At 63.9% G+C, this 24,584-nt stretch carries 20 protein-coding genes; 9 read left to right on the forward strand and 11 right to left on the reverse strand.

Annotated features, from left to right (window positions below; translation table 11 throughout):
* Window positions 1-6 precede the first annotated feature (6 nt).
* From F4U95_RS00340 to F4U95_RS00355, 4 genes are read right to left on the reverse strand one after another with little or no spacing between them, the layout of a single operon-like run.
* Window positions 7-1,164 (reverse strand): winged helix-turn-helix domain-containing protein, encoded by a 1,158-nt coding sequence (locus tag F4U95_RS00340; protein ID WP_120253036.1) that lies wholly within the window; start codon window positions 1,162-1,164, stop codon window positions 7-9.
* Between the two features lie 47 nt (window positions 1,165-1,211).
* Window positions 1,212-1,607: a ketosteroid isomerase-related protein gene (locus tag F4U95_RS00345; protein ID WP_120253556.1), complete on the reverse strand. Its 396-nt coding sequence runs from the start codon at window positions 1,605-1,607 to the stop codon at window positions 1,212-1,214.
* 55 nt (window positions 1,608-1,662) lie between these two features.
* On the reverse strand, window positions 1,663-2,511 hold the full coding sequence (gene fghA / locus F4U95_RS00350) for an S-formylglutathione hydrolase (protein WP_120253037.1): 849 nt from the start codon (window positions 2,509-2,511) through the stop codon (window positions 1,663-1,665).
* Window positions 2,512-2,534: 23 nt separating this feature from the next.
* Window positions 2,535-3,647: an S-(hydroxymethyl)glutathione dehydrogenase/class III alcohol dehydrogenase gene (locus tag F4U95_RS00355; RefSeq protein ID WP_120253038.1), complete on the reverse strand. Its 1,113-nt coding sequence runs from the start codon at window positions 3,645-3,647 to the stop codon at window positions 2,535-2,537.
* A gap of 101 nt (window positions 3,648-3,748) precedes the next feature.
* On the opposite strand from F4U95_RS00355, the gene F4U95_RS00360 reads away from it, so the two are divergent.
* Complete coding sequence (locus F4U95_RS00360; RefSeq protein ID WP_120253039.1) at window positions 3,749-4,651, forward strand: LysR family transcriptional regulator; 903 nt, start codon at window positions 3,749-3,751, stop codon at window positions 4,649-4,651.
* Here the strand turns inward: F4U95_RS00360 and F4U95_RS00365 are convergent, their stop codons facing one another.
* Window positions 4,652-5,686, reverse strand: coding sequence for a LacI family DNA-binding transcriptional regulator (locus tag F4U95_RS00365; RefSeq protein WP_120253040.1), 1,035 nt, complete (start codon window positions 5,684-5,686; stop codon window positions 4,652-4,654).
* Window positions 5,687-6,023: 337 nt separating this feature from the next.
* On the opposite strand from F4U95_RS00365, the gene F4U95_RS00370 reads away from it, so the two are divergent.
* The 3 genes from F4U95_RS00370 to F4U95_RS00380 all read left to right on the forward strand — a co-directional run bounded on the left by F4U95_RS00370 (window position 6,024) and on the right by F4U95_RS00380 (window position 12,174).
* Window positions 6,024-8,651: a TonB-dependent receptor gene (locus tag F4U95_RS00370; RefSeq protein WP_170267462.1), complete on the forward strand. Its 2,628-nt coding sequence runs from the start codon at window positions 6,024-6,026 to the stop codon at window positions 8,649-8,651.
* Between the two features lie 69 nt (window positions 8,652-8,720).
* Window positions 8,721-10,550: an alpha-amylase family glycosyl hydrolase gene (locus tag F4U95_RS00375; RefSeq protein ID WP_172598899.1), complete on the forward strand. Its 1,830-nt coding sequence runs from the start codon at window positions 8,721-8,723 to the stop codon at window positions 10,548-10,550.
* Between the two features lie 16 nt (window positions 10,551-10,566).
* Window positions 10,567-12,174, forward strand: coding sequence for an alpha-amylase family glycosyl hydrolase (locus F4U95_RS00380; RefSeq protein ID WP_120253042.1), 1,608 nt, complete (start codon window positions 10,567-10,569; stop codon window positions 12,172-12,174).
* Between the two features lie 124 nt (window positions 12,175-12,298).
* Here F4U95_RS00380 and F4U95_RS00385 read toward each other — a convergent pair whose 3' ends face one another.
* Genes F4U95_RS00385 through F4U95_RS00395 form a run of 3 tightly spaced genes read right to left on the reverse strand, consistent with a single transcriptional unit; the run spans window position 12,299 to window position 15,409 of the window.
* Window positions 12,299-13,060 carry an SDR family NAD(P)-dependent oxidoreductase gene (locus tag F4U95_RS00385; protein WP_120253043.1) on the reverse strand — a complete coding sequence of 254 codons (762 nt, stop codon included), beginning with the start codon at window positions 13,058-13,060 and terminating at the stop codon, window positions 12,299-12,301.
* 15 nt (window positions 13,061-13,075) lie between these two features.
* Window positions 13,076-14,260: an acetyl-CoA C-acyltransferase gene (locus tag F4U95_RS00390; protein ID WP_120253044.1), complete on the reverse strand. Its 1,185-nt coding sequence runs from the start codon at window positions 14,258-14,260 to the stop codon at window positions 13,076-13,078.
* Window positions 14,261-14,284: 24 nt separating this feature from the next.
* Window positions 14,285-15,409, reverse strand: a complete 1,125-nt coding sequence (locus F4U95_RS00395) for an acyl-CoA dehydrogenase family protein (RefSeq protein ID WP_120253045.1) — start codon at window positions 15,407-15,409, stop codon at window positions 14,285-14,287.
* Between the two features lie 86 nt (window positions 15,410-15,495).
* Between F4U95_RS00395 and F4U95_RS00400 the strand changes: the two genes are divergently transcribed.
* From F4U95_RS00400 to F4U95_RS00410, 4 genes are all read left to right on the forward strand, one after another.
* A complete protein-coding gene (locus tag F4U95_RS00400) occupies window positions 15,496-16,143 on the forward strand; it encodes a TetR/AcrR family transcriptional regulator (RefSeq protein ID WP_232016241.1) in 648 nt (215 codons plus the stop codon).
* 59 nt (window positions 16,144-16,202) lie between these two features.
* On the forward strand, window positions 16,203-16,361 hold the full coding sequence (locus F4U95_RS24865) for a hypothetical protein (RefSeq protein ID WP_161600350.1): 159 nt from the start codon (window positions 16,203-16,205) through the stop codon (window positions 16,359-16,361).
* Between the two features lie 14 nt (window positions 16,362-16,375).
* Entirely contained in the window at window positions 16,376-18,580 is a 2,205-nt protein-coding gene (katG, locus tag F4U95_RS00405) for a catalase/peroxidase HPI (protein WP_120253047.1), read from the forward strand.
* 168 nt (window positions 18,581-18,748) lie between these two features.
* Window positions 18,749-19,588, forward strand: coding sequence for an alpha/beta fold hydrolase (locus F4U95_RS00410; RefSeq protein ID WP_120253048.1), 840 nt, complete (start codon window positions 18,749-18,751; stop codon window positions 19,586-19,588).
* A gap of 197 nt (window positions 19,589-19,785) precedes the next feature.
* Here the strand turns inward: F4U95_RS00410 and F4U95_RS00415 are convergent, their stop codons facing one another.
* Entirely contained in the window at window positions 19,786-20,715 is a 930-nt protein-coding gene (locus F4U95_RS00415; protein ID WP_120253049.1) for a LysR family transcriptional regulator, read from the reverse strand.
* Window positions 20,716-20,841: 126 nt separating this feature from the next.
* Between F4U95_RS00415 and F4U95_RS00420 the strand changes: the two genes are divergently transcribed.
* Complete coding sequence (locus F4U95_RS00420) at window positions 20,842-21,540, forward strand: pirin family protein (protein WP_056692756.1); 699 nt, start codon at window positions 20,842-20,844, stop codon at window positions 21,538-21,540.
* Window positions 21,541-21,545: 5 nt separating this feature from the next.
* On the opposite strand, the gene F4U95_RS00425 is transcribed toward F4U95_RS00420, so the two are convergent.
* Complete coding sequence (locus F4U95_RS00425; RefSeq protein WP_120253050.1) at window positions 21,546-23,021, reverse strand: mannitol dehydrogenase family protein; 1,476 nt, start codon at window positions 23,019-23,021, stop codon at window positions 21,546-21,548.
* A 17-nt stretch (window positions 23,022-23,038) separates the two neighbouring features.
* A complete protein-coding gene (locus F4U95_RS00430; protein ID WP_120253558.1) occupies window positions 23,039-24,553 on the reverse strand; it encodes a UxaA family hydrolase in 1,515 nt (504 codons plus the stop codon).
* Between the last annotated feature and the right edge of the window lie 31 nt (window positions 24,554-24,584).

Raw genomic sequence — 24,584 nt, forward strand, 5'->3', positions numbered from 1 at the left:
GGCGCTTTACGCTCCCCGGTAGGACAGGCCGAGCCAGTTGGCGAGCAAGTGCAATTCCGCCTGCAATGCGTCATATGTGTGGGGCGGTGCGCCGGCTTCGAGATGATGGGATTGCACCAGCAATATGCCGGCCTTTCGATCCGCCTTGAGATCGACGCGGGCGACAATGCTGTCGCCCAGCAGGAACGGCAGGTCGTAATAGCCATGGGTGCGCTTGTCGACCGGCGTGTAGATGCCGATGCGATAATGGAAATCGAACAGGCGCAAAGTGCGTGACCGCTCCCAGATCAGCGGGTCGAAGGGCGACAGCAACGCCGCAGCCCGCACGGGGCGGGGCGCAGGCGCGTCCCGATGGAGATAGGCGGTCTGGCTCGCCCCTTCTATCCGGGCCGGGATTAGCACGCCTTCGTCGCGCAGTTCGTCGATGGCGGCGCGCGTGTCATCGGGCTGAAGCCGGAAATAGTCGCGCAATTCCGCCGTCGTGGCGATGCCCAATGCTCTGGCGGATCGGTCGATCAGCGATTTTCGGGCGTCATGCGGCGGCGGCGTGGGCAGGTCGATGATGGCGGCGGGTATAACCCGTTCGGGCACATCGTAAAGCCGCTCGAACCCGCCACGGCGTGTCGCGGTGGTGACATGGCCGGCCCAGAACAGCCACTCCAGAGTCTGCTTCGCTTCCCCCCACTCCCACCAACCGCTGCGGCTGCGCCCGCCTTCGAAGTCGGCGGCGGCGAGCGGGCCTTCCGCACGGATGCGGTCGAGCAGGGCCATGGCGTCCGCTCGCCGCTCATTGGCGAAGACCCGCAGCCCCTTCCACCCTGCCTCCCCCCGGTCCGCGCGCGCCATGCGCCAGCGCAGCAGCGGATGCAGATCGACCGGTAGCAGCGAGGCTTCATGCGCCCAATATTCGAACAGGCGCCGATCGCGCGGCCGCCCCCAGGCCGCCGCATCCAGCCAGTCGCGATCATAAGCGCCCAGCCGCGAGAAGGCGGGCATATAATGGGCGCGGGCAAGGATGTTCACGCTGTCGATCTGATGCAGGCCAAGCCGATCGGTAGTCTTGCGCAGATGGAGTTTGGTCGGCGATGCCGGACGCGTGCGTCCGAACCCCTGGGCAGCCAGCGCGATCCTGCGCGCATCGACGATGGAAAGGCTGACGGTCATGGATGACAGCTATGCCAGAATGGCGCGAAAAGGCACGCCTGACTAGGCTATCGCACCTGCGCCAGCCAGTCGGCCAGATTATAATGGTTGCTGACCCGCGCGATCAGGCCGTCGCGGAACTGAAAGAAAGTACCGACCCGTAGCCGATAGTCCTGCCCCCGCGCCGGCGGCAGGTCGCCGTCCGTTTCCAGATAGCGTCCCGCGAGCATGAACTCCGCCGCGCCATGCCCCCCATCCGGCGTGACGAGGAAAACAGGGTTGATCACCTCTTCCTTGTAGCAGCGGTTCATATGGTCGAGAAATTCGGCGAAAACCTGCTTGCCTTCGCGCACGGCCCCTTGGGACGGCTCATGCACGACGTCGTCGGTCAGAAGGTCGAGCATGGCGGCGGCATCGCTACGATTGAAGGCAGCATAATAGCGGCCCAGCAGATCAATGCTCATCGGTTTCCTTTCATCCTTATAAGCGATGACGACTGGCGGCCTTCCGATATGACCGTCACGAACTTCCCAGACGATCAGCATGCCAGCGCAGATGATCCGCCATGAAGGTCGAGATGAAATAATAGCTGTGGTCATAGCCCGGTTGCAGGCGCAGCGTCAGCGCGATGCCCGCCGCCTTGCACGCTTCCTCCAGCAATTCCGGTTTCAGCTGGTTCGTCAGGAAGTTGTCGGCGTCGCCCTGATCGACCAGCAGGTCGGGAATGCGCGCGCCATCCTCTATCAGCGCGACGGCGTCATGCTTGCGCCATGCGGTCTGGTCGTCGCCCAGATAGCCGGGCAGCGCCTTTTGCCCCCAAGGCACCCGGGTTGGCGCGACGATGGGGGAAAAGGCCGACACGGCCTTGTAGCGATCCGGGAAGGTGAGGCCGATGGTCAGCGCGCCATGGCCGCCCATGCTGTGACCCATGATCGACTGGCGATCCATGTCCGTCGGGAAAGCCTGCGCGATCAGCGCCGGCAGTTCCTGCGTGACATAGGTCCACATCTGGTAGTTCGGCGCGAACGGCGCCTGTGTCGCGTCGACATAGAAGCCGGCGCCAAGGCCGAAATCATAGGCGCCGTCGGGATCGTCCGCCACGCCCTCGCCGCGCGGCGACGTATCCGGCGCGATGAAGATGAGGCCCAGTTCCGCGCACAGGCGACGAAACTCACCCTTTTCCGTCACATTGGCATGCGTGCAGGTCAGGCCGGACAGATACCAGACCACCGGCAGCTTGGCGCCGGGTGCATGGTCGGGGACATAGACGGAAAATGTCATGTCGGTGCCGGTGGCGGCAGAGGCGTGTTTGTACACGCCCTGCACGCCGCCGAAGCTGCGGTTGGTGGAGAGGGTTTCGAGTCCCATGGCGTGTCCGTTTCGCTCCAGCGTCAAAAGACGACGACGGAGCGGATGCTCTTGCCGGCATGCATCAGGTCGAAGGCGGTATTGATCTCCTCCAGGCCCATGACATGCGTGATCATCGGATCGATCTCGATCTTGCCGGTCATATACATATCGACGATCTTGGGCACATCGGTCCGGCCCTTGGCGCCGCCAAAGGCCGTACCGCGCCAGTTGCGGCCGGTGACGAGCTGGAAAGGACGGGTCGCGATTTCCTTGCCCGCTTCGGCCACGCCGATGATGATCGACGTGCCCCAACCGCGATGGCAGGCCTCCAGCGCGGTGCGCATAACATCGGTATTGCCGGTGGCGTCGAACGTATAGTCGGCGCCGCCGTCGGTCAGTTCCACGATCTTTGCCACCGTGTCCTCGCGCGACAGGCCCTTGCTGTTGAGGAAGTCGGTCATGCCGAACTTGCGGCCCCATTCTTCGCGATCGGGATTGATGTCCACGCCGATGATCTTGTTCGCGCCGGCAAGGCGCGCACCCTGAATCACGTTGAGGCCGATGCCGCCAAGCCCGAAAATGACGACATTGTCGCCCACCTGCACCTTGGCCGTGTTGATGACCGCGCCCACGCCCGTCGTCACGCCGCAACCGATATAGCAGCTCGACTGGAACGGCGCGTCTTCGCGGATCTTGGCCAGCGCGATTTCGGGCAGGACGGTGAAGTTGGAGAAGGTCGAGCAGCCCATATAATGGAAGATCGGCTGCCCCTTATAGCTGAAGCGGGTCGTGCCGTCCGGCATCAGCCCCTTGCCCTGGGTCGCGCGGATCGCGGTGCACAGGTTGGTCTTCCCGCTGAGGCAGCTTTTGCACTGGCGGCACTCGGGCGTGTAAAGCGGGATCACATGGTCGCCCGGCTTGACCGAGGTGACGCCCGCCCCGACTTCCCGCACGATGCCCGCACCTTCATGGCCCAGGATGGACGGGAAAATGCCTTCGCTGTCGAAACCGTCCAGCGTGTAGGCATCCGTATGGCAGATGCCGGTCGCCATGATTTCGACCAGCACTTCGCCGGCCTTGGGGCCTTCCAGATCGACTTCCACGATTTCGAGCGGCTTCTTGGCTTCGAATGCGACGGCGGCACGGGTCTTCATGCGACTTCCTTGATTTTGCGATGATGCAGCCGCTCTATCATTGCTCCACTTATGCGTTAATAGGGATTTTTTGAAATAGACTATGTCATCTGAGGGATAATATGTCGGCTTGGGACGGGATAGACGAATTTATCGCGGTGGCGACGGCCCGGTCCTTCACCCGCGCCGCGCGCGCCATCGGCATGTCGCCCACCCATGTCAGCCGATCGATCATGGCGCTGGAGCAGCGGGTCCAGGCGCAACTATTCCATCGCACGACCCGAACCGTGCGTCTGACCGACACCGGACAGATATTTTTCGAACGATGCGAACGGATCGCGCAGGAGCGGGACGATGCGATCGCGCTGATCGGGGAAAAGGGCGAACCGCAGGGGGAGTTGCGCGTGACATGCTCGACGGCCATGGGTGAAAGGTTCGTGGCACCCATCATCCGCCGTTTCGCCATGCCCCATCCCAAGCTGAACGTGACGATCGACCTGTCCAATCGCGTCGTCGATCTGGTGGCGGAGGGCTATGATCTGGCGATCCGGACCGGCCATGTCGCGGATCCCCGCGTGATCGCGACACGGGTCGCATCCCGCACGCTGCATACTTGCGCGGCCCCCGCCTATCTCGCCCGCCCAGGCACGCCGAGGACGGTCGGCGACTTGTCTGCGCATGAATGTATCGCGGGGAGCAGCACGACCTGGCATTTCGCCGTCGGCGGGAAGGCGGCGGTGCACCACCCCAAGGGACGGTTCCGCTGCAATAGCGGCGATGCCGTGATGGAGGCCTGTATTTCGGGCCTGGGCATCTGCCAATTGCCCGACTTCTACATATTGCCCTATCTGAAGCACGGCATGGTCGAATTGATATTGGAAGATTGCCAGCCGGCGGACGAGCCGATCTGGGCCGTCTATCCCCAGCGCCGCCATCTGCTGCCCAAGGTGCAGATGGCCGTGGAGAGCCTGCGTCACGAATTGGGGCCTGCCATGAATATTCGTGCGCAGGGGCTTGTGGGTTAGCTACCCGCCGGTACTGCGCCGGACAACCAATCGCGCCGGCAATATGGTGGGTGGTAGCGGCCTGTCCTCCACCTGTGCGACCAGCGTATCGACCAGCAATTGCCCCGCGCCTTTCATGTCCTGCATGATGGTGGTGAGCGGCGGCGTGGTCAGGCTGGCGGCTGGAATATCATCGAAACCGACGATGGCGACATCGCCCGGCACGGTGAGGCCCGCCTCCGCCAGTGCGCGCATCGCGCCGATCGCGATCAGGTCGCTGGCGGCGAAGATCGCGTCGAAGGGCGCGTTCCGCCCGATCAGCGTTCGGGCGGCAGCATGGCCGGCATCTTCCGCCGTCAGCGCATCAACCTGAAGCGCCGGATCGGGCGCGATACCCTGCGCCGCCATCGCATCGCACAGGCCGACATAGCGATCGGCGAATTCAGGATAATGTTCGTCGGCTTGGCCGAGAAAGGCGATGCGGCGGCGGCCGAGGCCCAAAAGATGATCGCCCGCGAGCCTGCCTGCCCCCACATTGTCCGACCCGACCGTCGGGCCGATCGTGTCCGCCCCCACCGACCCCCAGCGCACGAAATGCGTGCCATGATCGACCAGTTCGGTCAGTCGCCGTTGGTAGAGCGTATAGTCGCCATAGCCGAGTAGGATGAGCCCGTCGGCGCGATGGCTGTCCTGATAGCGGACATGCCAGTCATCCTCCATCTTCTGGAAGGAAATGAGCAGGTCCAGCCCGCGCGCGCCGCATTGGCGGGTGATCGATCCCAGCATGGCGAGGAAGAAGGGATTGATGTTCGATTCGTCCGGGGTCGGATCTTCGAAGAAGAGTAAGGCGATGGTGTTGGACCGCTGCGACCGGAGTGAAGACGCGTTCTTGTCCACCGAATAGTTGAGGTCGCGGGCGATCGCCTCGATCCGCTCGCGGGTGGCGCGGCTGACCGATCGCGATCCGCGCAGCGCGCGGCTGACCGTGGGCTGCGAGACGCCAGCCAGATAGGCGATGTCGAAGCTGGTCGGCTTGTTGCCGGGCGGACGCCCCATCTTTCCTCTCCCGGCGCGAAGGACCGATGCGCCCCGGCCATGGTAGATGGCCTGAGAAAACAAGGCAATTGCGGCCTTCGCGACAGGGGTAAGCGTGACAATCCGGTCACAGACCATGGCCTCGCATAATATGCGCATACGTATGCCTGCTGGCGGGGAGGATCGCGGGCAGCGTATGAAAGGCGAACCCGCAGGGACATGGCGCTGAACAGCCATGCCGGCGGCGAGGGATTCCAGCATCGGCGAATAGGGTCTGTCCGGTGTCTTTGGGGGAGAGGATAAAGTGGCTCAACATCATAACCGCGTCCATTTGCTGGGCGCTTCGCTTCTGGCCATCATGGCCACGGCCAGCCCCGCCTTCGCGCAGGAGGCACCGCAGGAAGGCGGTAGCGATACGATCGTCGTCACGGGTTTCCGCGCCGCGCTGCAAAGCGCCGTCAATGTGAAGAAGAATGCCGCGCAGATCGTGGAATCGGTGTCGGCCGAAGATATCGGCAAGCTGCCCGACGCATCGATCGGCGAATCCATCGCCCGCCTGCCAGGCCTGACGTCGCAGCGCCTGTTCGGTCGCGCCAATTCGATCGCTATCCGCGGCGCCAGCGCCGACCTGTCCTCGACCACGCTCAACGGCCGGCCGCAGACATCGACCGGCGAACAGCGCAACGTCGAATTCGACCAATATCCCTCCGAAGTCGTCAGCCGGGTCGATGTGTTCAAGTCGCCGCAGGCCAACCTCATCAATCAGGGTCTGGCCGGCACGGTCGATATCCGCACCATCCGCCCGCTCGACTATGGCAAGGAACTGTTCTCGGTCGGCGCGCGCGGCGTCTATACCGACCTTGGCAAGGTGAATGCCGACAGCAAGGACAAGGGCTATCGCCTGACCGGCACCTATGTCGGCCAGTTTGCCGGCGACCGTATCGGCGTGTCGCTGTCGGCCGCCTATAATGACGAACCCTATCAGTCCAAGGAGTTCGAGGCCTGGGGCTATGCCGACGGGCCCAATGGCGACAAGGTGATCGGCGGCATCAAGCCGTTCGGCGTATCCACGCAATTGAAGCGTCTGGGCATTCAGGGCGCGGTGCAGGTGCAGGCGACCGATACGCTGCTGCTGACGTTCGATGGTTTTTACGGCGACTTCAAGGAAAAGCAGATCAAGCGCGGCGTCGAATTTCCGCTCTACTGGAGCGGCGCGACATTGGTGCCCGCCAGCATCGGCACCGACGGCGACTTCATCAGCAAAGGCACCTTCACTGGCGTAGAAGCCGTGGTCAACAACCATGGCTATGAACGCAAGTCGAAGATTTTTTCGGGCGGGTTCAACGCCAAATATACCGGCGACGATGGCTGGTCGGCCAGTTTCGACTTCGGCTATTCGCGCACCGACCGCAACGAGCTGTCGCTCGAATCCAATGCCGGCACCGGCTATGGCCCCGGCAATGGCGCGACCGACAGGCTGGACTTCGTCAGCGACGGCAAGGGCACGCGTTTCACCAGCCATCAGCTGGACTATAGCAACCCCAATCTGATGGTGCTGACCGACCCGCTCGGCTGGGGCGGCGGCGCGCCGCTCGGCCATCAGGAAGGCTATTATAACAACCGCATCATCGACGATGAGATCAAAAGCTATCAGGTCGAGTTCGGCAAGGAGATCGAAGGCAGCTTCCTGTCAAAGATCACCGCGGGCCTGGGCTATGTCGATCGCACCAAGTCGAAGACGCCGGAAGAATATGTGCTCAATCTGGCCAATGGCGCGACGTCGCTGGTGTTGCCGGAACAATATCGTCTGGCGGCGACGGACCTGAGCTTCATCGGCGTCGGCCCGATCCTGTCCTATGATCCGTTCAAGCTGCTGGCCGACGGCGTCTATATCAAGACGTTGAATCCCAGCAAGGACGTGCCGGCCAAGGCCTATTCCGTGACCGAGCGGGTCATGTCGGCCTATCTGATGGCCAATATCAAATCGGACGTCGGATCGGCCGAACTGAGCGGCAATTTCGGCGTGCTGGCGCAGAATACGGAACAGAAGTCGCGCGGCTTCGTCAACCTGGCGGCGGCTTCGCTGGTGCCAACGACGCGAGGCGACACTTATTGGGATGTGCTGCCCAGCATGAATATGTCGCTGCGCTTCCCCAGCGATTTCGTGGTCCGCCTCGCCGCCGCGCGCGAAATCCAGCGGCCCCGGTTCGAGGATATGAAGGTCAGCCTGGACTATGGCTATAACACGGCCAGCGGCGTCATCACCGGCACCGGCGGCAATCCCTATCTGCGCCCCTATCGTGCCTGGGCGGCGGACCTCAATTTCGAGAAATATTTCGGCACCAAGGGCTATGTCAGCCTGCAACTCTTCGCCAAGAAATTGCAAAGCTATGTCTACCGCGAAACGGCCGCGTTCGATTATACCGGCCTGCCCGTGGTTCTGCCGCCGGGCGTTACCGATCCCGATGGCACGTTGACCCGCCCGGTCAACGGCAAGGGCGGCAAGCTGTACGGTTTCGAAGTCGCCGGAACGGTGCCGTTCGACATTATCATGCCGGCACTGGACGGTTTCGGCCTGACCGGTGGCGTGGGTTATACCAAGACCAGCATCAAGCCGGGCGTCGGCGCCGCATCGGAAGACTTGCCCGACTATTCGCGCTGGGTCGCCAACGGCACGCTCTTCTTCGAGAAATGGGGTTTCAACGCCCGTGCTTCGGCCCGCTATCGTTCCGCCTTCGTCGGCCAGTTCGTCGGCTTTGGTGGCGAGCGCGAGTTGCGCCGGGCGCTCGCCGAAACCATCGTCGACGCGCAGGTCGGCTATGATTTCCAGAAGGGCAGCGCGCTCGATGGCCTGTCGCTGTTCGTGCAGGGCCAGAATCTGACCGACGAACCCTTCGTGTCGGTGGATACCGGCGCATCGATCCAGGTCCGCAACTATCAAAGCTATGGCCGCCGCTTCATGGCGGGCTTCAACTACCGCTTCTGATGTGTAGAGTGGCCCGGCGGCTGCGCGTCGCCGGGCCTTTTTCAAGGTTCAAGCAAAGGGATGCCCATGATGGGTCGAACGGCCACGACTTTCCTCGTGACGGCCGCCGGGATGGCTGCGGCCCTGATCGGCGTGGGACATGCGCAGGCGGATACGCTGTCCGATCTGCGCGCCCGTGGCCCGGAACAGGAAATCGTCTATTTCGTGCTGCCCGATCGCTTCGCCAACGGCGACCCGAAGAATGATCGTGGTGGCCTGAAGGGCGGACCGCTTCAGACCGGCTATGATCCGACATCGCGCGCTTTCTATCATGGCGGCGATCTGAAGGGGCTGACGGCGAAGCTGGACTATATTCAGGGCCTGGGCGCGACCGCGATCTGGCTGGCGCCGATATTCAAGAACAAGCCGGTGCAGGGCGCCAAGGGACAGGAAAGCGCGGGCTATCATGGCTATTGGGTGACGGACTTTACCACCGTCGATCCCCATTTCGGCACGGATGCCGATTTCAAGGCGCTGGTCGATGCGGCGCACAAGCGCGGCATGAAAGTCTATATGGACATCATCGCCAACCATACGGCCGATGTGATCCAATATCGGGAAAGCCCGAGCAGCGCGGCGCCCTATCGCAGCAAGGCCGACTATCCCTGGTCGCGCCGGGGTGGCGCAGCGGGCAAGCCGATCAATGACGGTTTTGCCGGCGACCGCGACGGCAGCGCCGCCAATTGGGCGAAGCTGACCGATCCCGCCTTCGCCTACACGCCGGTCGTGCCCAAGGGGGAGGAAAAGATCAAAGTTCCCGCCTGGCTCAACGATCCCATCTATTATCACAATCGCGGCGACACCGACTGGAAGGGCGAGAGTTCGCAATATGGCGATTTCGTCGGCCTCGACGACCTTGCCACCGAAGACCCGCGCGTGGTCGCCGGCTTCATCGCCATCTACAAGGGCTGGATCGACCGGTTCGGCATCGACGGCTATCGCATCGACACCGCGCGGCATGTGAATGCCGAATTCTGGCGCGCCTTCATCCCCGCCATCCGCGCCCATGCGGCGGCGAAGGGCATTCCTCATTTCCATATCTTCGGCGAGGTTGCGACCGACGCCTATGATCCGGCGCTGCTGGCCAGCTGGACCCGCAATGCCGGCTTCCCCGCCGTGCTGGACTTCGCCTTCATGCGCGCCGCCGTCGATGCGGCCAGCGGCAAGACCGGCACCGAGATGCTCGCGCGGCTGGGGGATGACGATGCGTTGTATGAAGGCGGCAAGGCGGCGGCGCTGCAACTGCCGACCTTCCTGGGCAATCATGATGCGGGCCGCTTTGCCTATTTCCTGCGTCAGGCCAAGCCCGACATGAGCGCGGACGAGGAACTGGCGCGCGCCATATTGGGCTATGCGATGCTGCTGACTTTGCGGGGCGTGCCGACGCTTTATTATGGTGACGAGCAGGGGTTCGCGGGCACCGGCAACGACCAGCAGGCCCGGCAGGACATGGTCGCGTCCAGGGTCGCCGAATATAATGCGGACCGGCTGGTCGGTACGCAGGCAACGACGGCGACCGACAATTTCAATCCCGATCATCCACTCTATCGCGCCATCGCCAGGCTGGCGCAGATCCGCCGCGATACCCCTGCCCTGTCGCGCGGCGCGACTCTCCTGCGCGCCGGATCGGACAAGCCCGGCCTCTTCGCCGTATCCCGCTTCGATCCCGACACGGGCCGCGAGGTTGTGGTCGCCTTCAATACGTCCGCAGCGCCTGTTACGAGCAATATCGCGGTCGACACAGCCAGCGGCGGCTTCACGTCGCTGGCCGGCAGCTGTCCGGCCGCTCCCCAGGCGCCGGGCAGCCTTGCCCTCTCGCTCCCTGCTTTCGGCTATGCCGTCTGCGCCGCCAAACCCTGAAAACGGAAACGCCTTCATGACGCTTGCGACGACATCGACCGATCAGCCCTGGTGGAAGGGCGCGGTGATCTACCAAATCTACCCGCGCAGCTTTCAGGACAGCAATGGCGACGGGATCGGCGACCTCAATGGCATCACCCAGCGGCTGGACCATGTCGCAAAGCTGGGCGCGGATGCGATCTGGATATCGCCCTTCTTCACCTCCCCGATGCGCGATTTCGGCTATGACATCGCCGATTATTGCGATGTCGATCCGATCTTCGGCACGCTGGCGGATTTCGACGCGCTGGTCGCGCGCGCCCACGATTTGGGGCTGAAAGTCACGATCGATCAGGTCTTTGCCCATACGTCCGATCTGCACGACTGGTTTACGCAAAGCCGGGCGAGCCGCACGGGCGACAAGGCCGACTGGTTCGTCTGGGTCGATCCCAGGGACGACGGCACCCCGCCCAATAACTGGCAATCGGTGTTCGGCGGCCCGGCCTGGACCTGGGACGGGCGTCGCCGCCAATATTATATGCACCAGTTTTTGAGCAGCCAGCCGCAGCTCAACGTCCATAATGCGGCGGTGCAGGATGCATTGCTGGACGCGATGCGTTTCTGGCTGGATCGCGGCGTCGATGGCTTCCGTCTCGATGCGCTCAACCATTCGATGCACGATCCGCTGCTGCGCGACAATCCGCCTGCGCCCGATACGGGGAAGCCGCGCACCCGCTCCTTCGACTATCAGATCAAGCAATATAGCCAGTCGCACCCCGGCGTGGTCGATTTCATCAAGCGCATCCGCACCCTGTGCGACGAATATGGCGCGATCTTTACGGTGGCCGAAGTCGGCGGCGACCTCTCCGAGACGGAGATGAAGGCCTATACGGCGGGCGAAAGCCATCTCAACAGCGCTTATGGCTTCAACTTCCTCTATGCCGACAGGCTGACCCCTGCGCTGGTCGCCGAAACGGTCGAGCGTTGGCCCGACGAGCCGGGCCTTGGCTGGCCAAGCTGGGCGTTCGAAAATCATGATGCGCCGCGTGCCTTGTCACGCTGGTGTTCGCCGGACGATCGCGCCGCCTTCGGTCGGTTGAAGGCGATGCTGCTGGTCGCGCTGCGGGGCAATGCGATCCTTTATCAGGGCGAGGAACTGGGCATCACCCAGGTCGATATCCCATTTGAGAAACTGCAAGACCCCGAAGCGATCGCCAACTGGCCGCTCACCCTGTCGCGCGACGGTGCGCGCACGCCCCTGCCCTGGGCGGCCGACGCGGCGCAAGCGGGCTTCAGCACCGCCGAACCCTGGCTGCCGGTCGGCGACGAGAATATCGCTCGCGCCGTCGATGCGCAGGAGGGGGATGCCGCCTCCCTGCTCAACCACACCCGCGCCATGCTGGCCCTGCGCAAGGCGAACCCTGCGCTGCGCCACGGCAGTCTGGAGATAGTGGTGGCCGACGACCAGCGCCTGCTGTTCCGCCGTCAGGCCGATGGCCAGTCTTTGCTCTGCCTGTTCAACCTGTCGGGCGAACCGGCCGCATGGCCCGAAGAGATCGCACCGACGAACAAGCTGCTCGCCGCCGTCAATGGGGCCACGCCGGGCGTCTTGCCGCCCTTCGGCGCGCTGATGATCGAGGAATAGGGTCACAGAAAATGCCCTCCGCCCGCTGGATGCGGACGGAGGGTGAGGGCCTTCCAGATCCGGCCTTGAAGGCCGGTCTCCCCAGCCCCCGTTCCGGACTGCACGCCGGGCCGGGGGTTTTCCGTTATCTGGGCGCCATGCGGATCGCGCCGTCGAGCCGGATAACGTCCCCGTTCAACATCGGGTTGCGGACGATGCTTTCCACCAATTGGGCATATTCGGCGGGCTTGCCCAGCCGGCTGGGGTGCGGCACCTGAGCGCCCAATGCGTCCTGCACATTTTGCGGAAATGCCTCCAGCATCGGCGTCAGGAAGATCCCCGGCGCGATCGTCATGACGCGGATCTTGTGCTGGGCCAGATCGCGGGCGATCGGCAAGGTCATGCCGACCACGCCACCCTTGGACGCGCTATAGGCCGCCTGGCCGATCTGCCCGTCATAGGCCGCGACCGAGGCGGTGTTGACGATGACGCCGCGTTCGCCGTCCACCTCGTCCGCCGCAGCGAGCCGGGCGGAGAATTTGGAAATGACGTTGAAGCTGCCGATCAGGTTGACCGTCACCGTCTTCGCAAAAGTATCGAGCGGGTGCGGCACATTTTCCTTGCCCACCGTCTTGACTGCCGGCGCAATGCCCGCGCAGTTGACGAGGATGCGGGCGACGCCATGCGCAGCCTCCGCAGCGTCCAGACCGGCCGCGACGCTGGCATCGTCGGCGACGTTGACAGCGACATAGACACCGCCCAGCGCCTCCGCCGTCGCGCGTCCGGCATCCTCATTCAGGTCGAAAATCGCGACCTTCGCCCCCTGCTGCGCCAGCATTGTGGCGGTCGCCTTGCCCAACCCGGATGCGCCGCCGGTGACGATCGCCGCTACGCCTTTAATGTCCATTTCAATCCTCTCCGTTCAGATCAGTTCGACGGCCATGGCGGTCGCTTCGCCACCGCCGATGCAGAGGCTCGCCACGCCGCGCTTGAGCCCGCGCGTTTCCAGCGCCGCGATCAGTGTCGCCAATATGCGGGCGCCCGATGCGCCGATCGGATGGCCCAGCGCGGTCGCGCCGCCATTGACGTTGATCCGATCGTCCGGAATGCCCAGTTCCTTCGCGGCGATCATGGCGACCACGGCGAACGCTTCGTTGACCTCGAACAGGTCGACATCGGCGACCGTCCAGCCGGCCTTGTCCAGCACCTTGCGCATGGCAGGCACCGGCGCGGTGGTGAATTTGGACGGCTCATGCGCATGGCCGGCGGTCGCGACGACCCTAGCCACCGTCTTGAGGCCTAGCTTCTCCGCCACGCTGGCGCGGGTCATGACCAGTGCCGCTGCGCCGTCCGAAATGGAGGAAGCATTGGCGGCGGTGATGGTGCCATCCTTGACGAAGGCGGGTTTCAGCGAAGGTATCTTGTCCGGCTTGGCCTTGCCCGGCTGCTCGTCGGTATCGACGATCGTGTCGCCGCCCCGGCTCTTGACCGTAACCGGCGTGATTTCGCGGGCGAAGGCGCCGCTGCCGATCGCCGCATTGGCGCGTTCGAGCGAGCGGATGGCGTAGGCATCCTGATCCTCACGCGTGAACTGATAGTCGCGAACCGCTTCTTCGGCGAAGACGCCCATCGCCTTGCCTGGTTCGTAGGCATCCTCCAACCCGTCCATCATCATCGTGTCGATGATACGGTCATGGCCGATGCGCGCGCCACCGCGATGCTTGGGTAGGGCATAGGGCGCGTTGGTCATGCTTTCCATGCCGCCGGCAATGACGATGTCGGCCGCGCCGCAGCTAAGTGCCTCATGCGCCATGATCGCGGCCTGCATGCCCGAACCGCACATCTTGTTGACGGTGGTGGCTTCCGTACTGAGGCCAAGGCCAGCGCCCAGCGCCGCCTGACGCGCGGGGGCTTGCCCAAGGCCGGCGGGCAGAACGCAGCCCATATAGATGCGGTCGATGGCGTCGCTCGACGCGCCGGCGCGCTCGACGGCGGCCTTGATGGCTGCGGCGCCCAGATCGGTCGCCTTGACCGACGACAATATGCCCTGAAATCCGCCCATCGGCGTGCGGGCATAGCTGGCGATGACGACGGGATCGTCCTGCATGATCTCTCTCCTGAAATGGCGTAATTAAAGACTGCGCGCGATCACCATGCGCTGAATGTCCGACGTGCCTTCGTAAATTTGGCACACGCGCACGTCGCGATAGATTTTGGCCACGCCATATTCCTCCAGATAGCCATAGCCGCCCAGCGTCTGCATCGCGCCGGACACGATCGCCTCGGCCGCTTCGGAGGCGAACAACTTGGCCATGGAGGCTTCGGACAGGCAGGGCAGGCCCGCATCCTTGGTCCGGGCGGCATGCAGGACGAGCTGGCGCGCCGCCTCCAACCGGGTGGCGAGGTCGGCCAGACGGAAGCCCACCGCCTGATGATCGATGATCGCCTTGCCGAAGCTCTTGCGATCCTTGGCGTAGGCGACCGCGATGTCCAGCGCAGCCTGCGCCATGCCGACGCACTGGGCGGCGATGCCGATGCGGCCGGTTTCAAGGTTCGCGAGCGCGAGTGCGTAGCCCTGCCCCGGCTGGCCGATCAGCAGATCATCCTCCACGAACATATCGTCGAAGCGCAGCGCGCAGGTGTCGGACGCGCCCTGCCCCATCTTATGCTCGACCTTGTCGACGCCATAGCCGGGACGGTCGGTCGGCACGATGAAGACGGACAGGCCCTTCTTACCGGCGTCGGGATCGGTGACGGCGACGATCATCACCAGACCGGCAATCTTCCCCGACGTGATGAACTGCTTGGCACCGCTGATGCGCCAGCCGCCGTCCACCTTCACCGCGCGGGTACGCACGGCCGAGGCATCGGAGCCGGCGTCGGCTTCGGTCAAGGCGAAGGCGCCGATCGTGCGTCCGCCGATCAGGTCCGGCAGGAAACGCGCCTTTTGCGCATCGCTGCCATCCTTGAGCAGGCCCGAGACGAGGATGCTGTTCTGGATCGAGACGATGGTGGACAGCGCGCCGTCCGCCGCTGCGATCTCCATCAGAGCCAGCGCGTAGGAGACGGCGTCGGCCTCCGCCCCGCCAAAGGCTTCGGGTGCGGTCATGCCCCACAGGCCGAGGCCGGCCATTTCTTGGAACAAGGCGGGCGGATAGCCGCCTTCCGATTCGAAGCGAGCGCTGTGCGGACGGATCATATCCTGTGCGAAATCACGCACGGTGTCGCGGATAGCGGCCTGAATCTCCGTCAGCATATACTCTCTCGTATTTTATCTACTGGTGAGTATATTGATTGTCCCGGTGTTTCTTGTCAATGCTCGCAGCGCCCAAGGAGCCGCTATTGCCCAAGTCCGTCGCCATCACGCCTGCCCCCGCCCTCACCTCGCCCTTTCGCAGCAAGTCGGAGAGGGAACAGGACCGGGCGGAAAAGCGGGAGGCCGTGCTGCTGGCGGCGGTGCGGATGTTCAACGCACGCGGCTATCATGCCGCTTCGCTGGATGATGTCGCGGCCAGCCTGGGCATCAGCAAGCCGACCATCTATCATTATCTGGGCAATAAGGAGCAGGTGCTGGTCGAATGCGTCAATCGCGGCCTGTCCATGCTGCGCGAGGCGGCGGATGTGGCCGCCGGGGCACCGGGCAGCGGGCATGACCGGCTGCGCGCCTTCCTGCTGCGCTATGCCTGCATCAATATGGACGATTTCGGCCGATGCGTGATCCGCACCAGTGAGGAAGTGCTGTCGATGGATAGCGCCACCCGTTTCCGCGCGCGCAAGCGGGAGATTGACGAAGCGGTGCGCGGCATGATCGCGCAGGGGATTGCCGACGGATCGATCGCGCCGGTGGATGTGCGCTTCGCCTCCTTCGCGCTGGCTGGGGCTTTGAACTGGCCGGCACGCTGGCATGATCCGGAAGGGCCATTGAAGCCGGACGAGGTTGCCGAGAAACTGGTCGATATCGCCTTGGGCGGCCTCACGCCGCGCAACTGATATCCGCGTTCCTTTCGCAACTGGAACGTCTTCGCCCTTTCTGCATTGAACGCCTCGTGATGACGGGACGCTTCGCCATGCCCATCCGTGCAGCTTGCGACCATCGACCGGTGGCCGTCATCGTCACGCCTTCGACCGATATTATCGATCAGACAGAGCAAGATTCCCGGTTTGGATCGGGCCGTCTGCCCTTCTACAAAAATGCCGCAGGGAAATGACAGGAGTATAACCCATGGATGCCAAGACCTCTGACCCGCTGGGTTGTCCGATGAAGGATCCGGCCGCGCGGCGCACATTGCTGGGCCGAACCAATCGCGACTGGTGGCCCAATCAGCTGTCGCTGGATATCCTCCAGCAGAACGGCCTGTCGGGCAATCCGCTGGACAAGGATTTCGATTATGCCGCCGCGTTCAAGTCGATCGACTATGATGCGCTGAAGGCGGATCTGACCGCATTGATGACGGACAGCCAGCCCTGGTGGCCAGCGGATTATGGCCATTATGGTCCCTTCTTCATCCGCATGGCCTGGCATAGCGCCGGCACCTATCGCACCGGCGACGGGCGTGGTGGTGCCTCTTCGGGGTCGCAGCGTTTCGCGCCACTCAACAGCTGGCCGGACAATGGCAATCTGGACAAGGCGCGCCGTCTGCTGTGGCCGATCAAGCAGAAATATGGGCAGAAGCTGAGCTGGGCCGACCTGATGATCCTGGCCGGCAATGTCGCGATTGAATCGATGGGTGGCCCCGTCTTCGGCTTTGGCGGCGGACGCGTGGACGTGTTCGAACCGGAGAAGGACATCTACTGGGGCACGGAAGAAAATTGGGTCGGTGACGAGGCCAATGAAACCCGCATCCAGCCCGAAAAAGACATGGCGCTGGAAAGCCCGCTGGCCGCGATCCAGATGGGCCTGATCTACGTCAATCCCGAAGGGCCAGGTGGCAATCCCGACGCGCTCCAGTCGGGCCGCGACATTCGCGAAACATTCGCCCGCATGGGCATGAATGACGAGGAGACGGCCGCGCTGACGGCAGGCGGCCATACATTCGGCAAGGCGCACGGTGCAGGCGACGCATCGCTGGTCGGCGCAGAACCCGAAGGCGCGGATATCGCGCAGCAGGGCCTGGGCTGGCAGAGCGGTCATGAAAGCGGCATGGGCGATCACACCATCACCAGCGGGATCGAGGGCGCCTGGACGCCGACGCCGATCACCTGGGACATGACCTATTTCGACATGCTGCTGGACCATGAATATGAGCTGGTCCGCAGCCCAGCAGGCGCCAAGCAGTGGCAGCCGGTCGGCAATCCCGAAGAGACGCTGGCGCCCAAGGCGCATACGCCCGGCGTCAAGGTGCCCACGATGATGACCACCGCCGACATGGCGATGAAGGTAGACCCGGCCTATCGCGCGGTGATGGAGAAATTCCGGGCAGACTCCGCCTATTTCGCCGACGCCTTCGCTCGCGCCTGGTTCAAGCTGTGCCATCGCGACATGGGGCCGAAGGTCCGTTATCTCGGCCCCGAAGTCCCCGCCGAAGACCTGATCTGGCAGGATCCCATCCCTGCCGCGACCGGGCCTGCGCTCGGCGAGGCGGACGTCGCCGCGCTCAAGCAGAAGATCGCCGCGTCGGGCCTGTCGGTCGCCGATCTGGTCAAGACCGCCTGGGCGTCTGCGGTCACTTATCGCGGGTCGGACCATCGCGGGGGCGCCAATGGCGGTCGCCTGCGTCTGGCCCCGCAAAAGGACTGGGACGTCAACGAACCGGCCGAACTGGCGCGGGTACTGGCAGTGTATGACGGCATTGCCAGCGACAGCGGCGCGTCGGTTGCCGATCTGATCGTGCTGGGCGGCAGCGTCGGCATCGAGCAGGCGGCGCAGGCGGCCGGCCATAGCGTCACGGTGCCGTTCACGCCGGGCCGTACCGATGCGTCGCAGGATCAGACGGATGCCGACGGCTTCGACGTGCTGGAGCCCAAGGCCGATGGTTTCCGCAACTATCTTCAGACGCGCTACAATGTGCCGACCGAAGAGTTGCTGGTCGATCGGGCGCAGCTGCTGGGCCTGTCCGCGCCCGAAATGACGGTGCTGGTGGGCGGCTTGCGCGTGCTGGGCGCCAATCATGGCAGGTCGCAGCATGGCGTGCTGACCGATCGGGTCGGGCAGCTGACGAACGACTATTTCGTCAACCTGCTCGACATGGGTACCGCCTGGAAACAGGTGGACGACAAGAGCGACGAGACGTTCGTTGGTACCGACCGGGCCAGCAACGAGCAACGGTGGACGGCAACCCGTACCGACCTTGCCTTCGGCGCCAATTCGCAATTGCGCGCCCTGGCGGAGGTCTATGCATCCTCCGACGCTGGTGAGAAGTTCGTTCGCGACTTCGTGACCGCCTGGACCAAGGTGATGAATGCCGACAGGTTCGACCTGACCGCATAAGCGAGACAGCGAGTTGGACAGCTGGCGGCGATCCTCGGGACCGCCGCCAGCTTTTCAATAATATCGAATGATAGTGTGGATTTTATACATATGATCTGAACGATGAAGTTGCGCTAGACATTGTCTCAGCCCGGACGATCCGGCCGAGACCCAGCAAGGAGCCATCCCATGAGCCAGTTCATCACCACCACTGACGGCGTCGATATCTTCTACAAGGATTGGGGCAGCAAGGATGCCCAGCCGATCATGTTCCACCATGGCTGGCCCCTGTCTTCAGACGACTGGGATGCGCAGATGCTGTTCTTCCTGTCCAAGGGCTATCGCGTCATCGCCCATGATCGCCGCGGCCATGGCCGGTCGACCCAGGTCGATTTCGGTCATGACATGGACCATTATGCCGCCGACGCCGCGGCTGTCGTCGAACATCTCGACCTGAAGAACGCGATCCATATCGGCCATTCGACCGGTGGCGGCGAAGTGGCTGCCTATGTCGCCCGCCATGGCCTTCCGCAGGGCCGCGTCGCCAAGGCGGTGCTGGTGAGCGCGGTGCCGCCGATCATGCTGAAGACGGAACGCTATCCCGGCGGCCTGCCGATGGATGTGTTCGACGGGCTGCGCGCTGGCCTCGCCGCCAATCGTGCTCAATTCTTCCGCGATGTCGCCAGTGGTCCCTTCTACGGTTTCAATCTGGATGGCGTCGATGTGAAGCCCGCCGTCATCGACAATTGGGTGCGGCAGGGCCTGAACGGCAGCGCGCTGGCCCATTATGAAGGGATCAAGGCCTTTTCGGAGACTGACCAGACCGACGATCTGAAGGCGATCACGGTGCCGACGCTGGTGCTGCATGGCGATGACGATCAAGTCGTGCCGTACAAGAATGCCGGCGTGTTGCAGGCGGAATTGCTGCCCGACGCCACGCTGAAAATCTACGAAGGCTATTCGCACGGCATGCTGACGGTGAATGCCGATGTGCTGAACGCCGATATCCTGGCCTTCATCCAGCGCTAAAAGGAACGGCCTCACAACCTCCGTTCGTTTCGAGCCCTTCGACTGCCTGCGAGGCAGGCGCTCAGGACAGGCCAAGGTCGAGAAACGCCAATTGCGCTGCTAGCCGCTTCTCGACAGGCTCGAAGCGAACGGAGTTGGGGTGGCCTTCCGACATTAAGGTTTTGAACGAACAGAAAGCCGGGCGGCTGGGTGACGGATCAGACGTCGCTCATGCCGTCCGGCTCTATGTCGTCCCGGCCCAGCCCGACGAACTGGTCGAGCAGCCAGCTGGCGGCCGGCCCCGGCGGGGTATCGCGGCGCCAGATGCCCGAAAAGCGATAGGTGCCGCCGCTATGGTCGGGCATGGCCAGCCGCACCAGCGTGCCCGCGACCAGATCCCCCTCGATCATTGGCAGCGGCATATTGCCCCAGCCAATGCCTTCGCGCAGCAACGCATGTTTCGCGCCCAGATCGGCGAGGCGCCAGGTCTTGGGGCTGCTCACGGAAAAATCCTGCCCCTCGGTGAAGCGTGATCGGTCGGTCAGCACCAGCTGCGTATAGTTGCGCCCCGCCCCCGGCGCGATCAGATCCATGCGGCCCAGCGGATGATCCGGCGCGGCGACCGGCACCATCGGCACCAGCCCGGCGGCCATGCTCTCTATTCCCTCGACACCGGCGGAGAGCGGCCCGGAAATGCCGATCACGGCCGCCCGGTCCAGCACCATCGCGGTAATGGCGCCCAGCGCCTCGGCATGGAGGCGCAACTGCACAGTCGGGAAGGCCTGAGAAAAGGCGCGCAATACCTTACCCAGTCGATCGGACGGCAGCATGACGTCGACCGCCAGATCGACCTCCGCCTCCAGCCCGTCGAGCAGGCCTTTCACCTTCGCCCGCAGTCCATCCAGGCCATGGGATATGCTGCGCGCCTCTGCCAGCAAGGCGCGGCCGGCGACGGTCAGTTGCGGTTTGCGCGTCCCTTCCCGGTCGAACAGGGACAGGCCAAGCTGCGCCTCCAGATTGGAAATGCCATAGCTGATGACCGACACGGCGCGGTTGAGTTTGCGGCCGGCGGCGGCGAAACTGCCTGTGTCCACGATCGCCAGAAAAATGCGCAGCTGGTCGAATGTCGGCGTGCCGGGATTATTCACTATTCCATTTCCTCGAACATAAGGATCAGTTTTATCCATCTGAACAGGAAAGATGGCAAGGGGTAAAGACGTCTTCAATAGGGCGACGCCATCCCGGCGACCTCCGCCCGATCAGGAGATAAGACGATGATCGAACTGCGCCCCTTCGATAGCCTTGGCGGTGACAATCATGGCTGGCTCGACGCCAAGCATCATTTTTCCTTCGCCGGCTATCATGATCCCGCCCGTATGCACTGGGGCAATCTGCGCGTGTGGAACGACGACACGATCGCGCCGCATACCGGCTTTCCGCCGCACCCGCATCGCGACATGGAAATCATCACCTATGTCCGCGAAGGCGCGATCACCCATGAGGACAGTCTGGGCAACAAGGGCCGGACCGAAGCGGGCGACGTGCAGGTGATGAGCGCAGGCACGGGCGTGCGCCATTCGGAATATAATCGCGAAGATGTGACGACGAAGATCTTCCAGATCTGGATCATCCCCACCCGTCAGGGCGAAGCGCCCAGCTGGGGCGCCCGCCCCTTCCCCAAGGGCGAACGGTCGGGGCATTTCGTGACGCTGGCGTCGGGTTATGAGAATGACAATGACGCGCTGACCATCCGCACCGATGCGCGGATCGTGGCTGCGACGCTCAAGGCCGGGGAAAGCGCCGACTATCCGATCGGCGCCGATCGCAAGGCCTATCTGGTCCCCGCCACCGGCGCGATCCAGATCGACGATGTCCGCGCCAATGCCCGTGACGGCGTGGCCATCAGCGATGTCGAGGTCATCCGCGTGACCGCGATCGAGGATAGCGAGATCGTGCTGGTCGACGCCGCCTGATCCAATCAGGCCGGAATGGGCGCCATGGCTGCTACGGTGGCCATGGCGCCTTTTTCTTCGAGGCTGGTCAAATGGGCGATCAGTTGGTCGGCGAAGACGGCATCGTCGCGCAACGCGGCAGGCATGATCGCGTCATAGGCCAAGATGGCGGTTACGCGGCCAGCGGCATCGGCGGCTTCTGCCAGCAAGGCGGCAATGCTGTCGGCCAGCGGATCATCCACCACATGTGTGATGCCCGCATCGCTGATCCCCGCCTGCCAGCGTATCCAGGCCGCCACGCCCAGCGCCAGCGCATCCACATCCTGTCCCTCCGCGCGGCGATCGGCTATGGTGGCGAGCAAGCGCTGGGGCAGTTTCTGCGACCCGTCCATCGCGATCTGATGGGTGCGATGCATCAGCGCGCCATTGTCGAAGCGCGTCATCAGGTCACGCCGATAGGCGGCAACATCCAGTTCGGCGGGCGGCGACAGGGTGCTTTCCGCCTCGTCCCATAGCCGTTCGACAAAGGCGCGCATGGCGGGATGTTCCAGCACTTCATGGACATGGGCGATGCACGCCAGCCCGCCCAGATAGGCGATAGCGCTGTGCGCACCGTTGAGAAGGCGCAGCTTGGCTTCCTCCCATGGTGCGACGGCGGCGGTGATCTGAACGCCGGCGCCGAAATCGGGGCGCGGGCCGCAGAAGCGATCCTCTATCACCCATTGGGTGAAGGGTTCGGTCTTGACCAGCGCCTCGTCCGTTACGCCATGATCGCGGGCGAAGGCAGCGATATCGTCCGGGGTCGTGGCCGGCACGATGCGATCGACCATGGTTTCGGGGAAGGCGCCTTCCTGCGCGATCCACTCTGCCAGCGCTGGATCATGATATTGCGCCAGCGCGATCACCGCGCCGCGCAGCCTTTGCCCGTTGCGCGGCAGATTGTCGCAGGAGATAGCGGTGAAGGGCAGCAGGCCGCGCGCGCGGCGTTTAGCCAAAGCGGCGACGAGGAAGCCGGGCGCGGTCACGGGGGCGTTAAGGCTGGCAAGGTCGGCGGCCAGTTGCGGATCGTCGGTGCGCAACGCGCCGCTGGCGGGGTCCAGCTTATAGCCCTTTTCCGTCACGGTCAGCGTCACGATATGGGTGTCGGCATCGGCCAGCATATCGACCACCGTGTCGGGGCTTTCCGGCGCGACCGTCACGTCCAACACTGCGCCGATGGTGCGCACGGCGACTTCAGCGCCGTCTCGCACCAATATATGATAAAGACCGTCCTGCGGCGCCATCTGGTCGCGCACGCCGGGCGAACGCAAGGACACGGTGCGGATGCCCCAGCGCAGATCGCCCACCGCCAGCGTATCGTCGAACATCACCGCCTGATGCGCGCGATGGAAGGCACCGATGCCTAAATGGACGACGCCGGGCTTCACTTGGCTCCGGTCATAAGCGGGGCGAGCGACAGTCGCAGGCAAGGCAGCCAATGTGGCGGACGATAAGCGAGTCATGGACAATTCCCGAGCAATCAGAGGGTGACGCCGCGTTTCCAGATGGCGATGTCGCGCTCGCCATTGACTTCGTTGCGGGCTGGTTCGCCCGACGCGATGGCACAGATGCGCGCCATCAGCGCATCGGTGGCGGCGTCGAGGCCGTCATCCAAAACCTGAGCGGCATCGAAATCGATCCAGCCGGGCTTGCGCCGTGCCAGGTCGTGATTGGTGGCGAGTTTCAGCGTCGGAATGGGGCTGCCCAATGGCGTGCCGCGCCCGGTGGAAAAGAGTGTCATCGTCGCGCCGGCGGCGGCCAGCGCGGTGGTCGACACCGCGTCGTTGCCCGGCGCCTCCAGCAGGGTCAGGCCCGGTCGGCGCAGCGTTTCGCCATAGGCCAGGACGTCCGTCACGATCGCATGGCCGCCTTTCTGCACGGCACCCAGCGATTTTTCCTCCAGCGTGGTGATGCCGCCCGCAACATTGCCGGGGCTGGGATTTTCCGAAATCGGTTCGCCATGGTCGATGAAATAGCGTTTGAAGCGGTTGACCAGAGCGACCAGCGCATCGAACACCGGCTCATCGGCCGCGCGCTGCATCAGCAGCCGTTCCGCGCCGAAAATTTCCGGTATTTCCGTCAGGATCGCCTGCCCGCCCGCTTGCGTGACGACATCGGCGGCGCGGCCGATCAAGGGGTTGGCGGTGATACCACTCAACCCATCTGAACCACCGCATTTGAGGCCGAGGCGCAGCGCCTCAATGCCTACCGGTTCGCGCCGGTCCTGCGACGCGATGACGACCAGCTCATCGATCGCGCTTTCCGCCGCTTCATATTCGTCGGCGCTGATCTGTGCGCCGACGCTGCGGATGCGGTCGCGGCGCGCCGGCGGGATGCGCTCCAGCAGCTTGGACAGCTGGTTTTCCTCGCAGCCAAGACCGATGATGAGAACGGCGCCGGCATTGGGATTGGACGCCAGCGCCGCCAGCACCCGCGCGGTGCCGTCCAGATCGTCGCCCAGTTGCGAACAGCCCAGCGGATGGGGGAAGGCCAGTACGGCATCAACCTGTCCGGCATGGCGATCCGCTGCCTGCTTCGCGATCCGTTCCGCCGTGCGGGCGACGCAACCCACGGTCGGGATCACCCAGATTTCATTGCGGGTGCCCACGCTGCCATCGGCGCGGCGATAGCCCTGAAACTGCCAGCGTTTGTCTGCGGTGGCAGGAGCCGATGGCGATGGCGTGAAGCTGTACGGCTCCTCCGCCTTCAAATTGGTGCGGATATTGTGGCTGTGAACATGGGCGCCCCGCGCAATCGCCGCCGTCGCGCTGCCGATCGGCCAGCCATAGCGCCGCACCGGATCACCCGCAGCAACCGCATGCAGCGCGACCTTGTGGCCCCGGCCGATCGGCTGGGCCAGCGTGACGAACTGCCCCGCGACATGGATGGTTTCGCCCTCCGCCAGCGCGCGCAATGCCACGGCGACATCGTCGTCCGGTGCGATCCGCACGGCATCTGGCAGGGTCTGAACAGGCTGATCTAGGGTGTCTGGCATCGTCTCCATTGCGCCGTGATAGCATTTGTGC

It is taken from the genome of Sphingobium limneticum (assembly GCF_008710165.1).
In the GTDB taxonomy this organism is placed as follows: domain Bacteria; phylum Pseudomonadota; class Alphaproteobacteria; order Sphingomonadales; family Sphingomonadaceae; genus Sphingobium; species Sphingobium limneticum.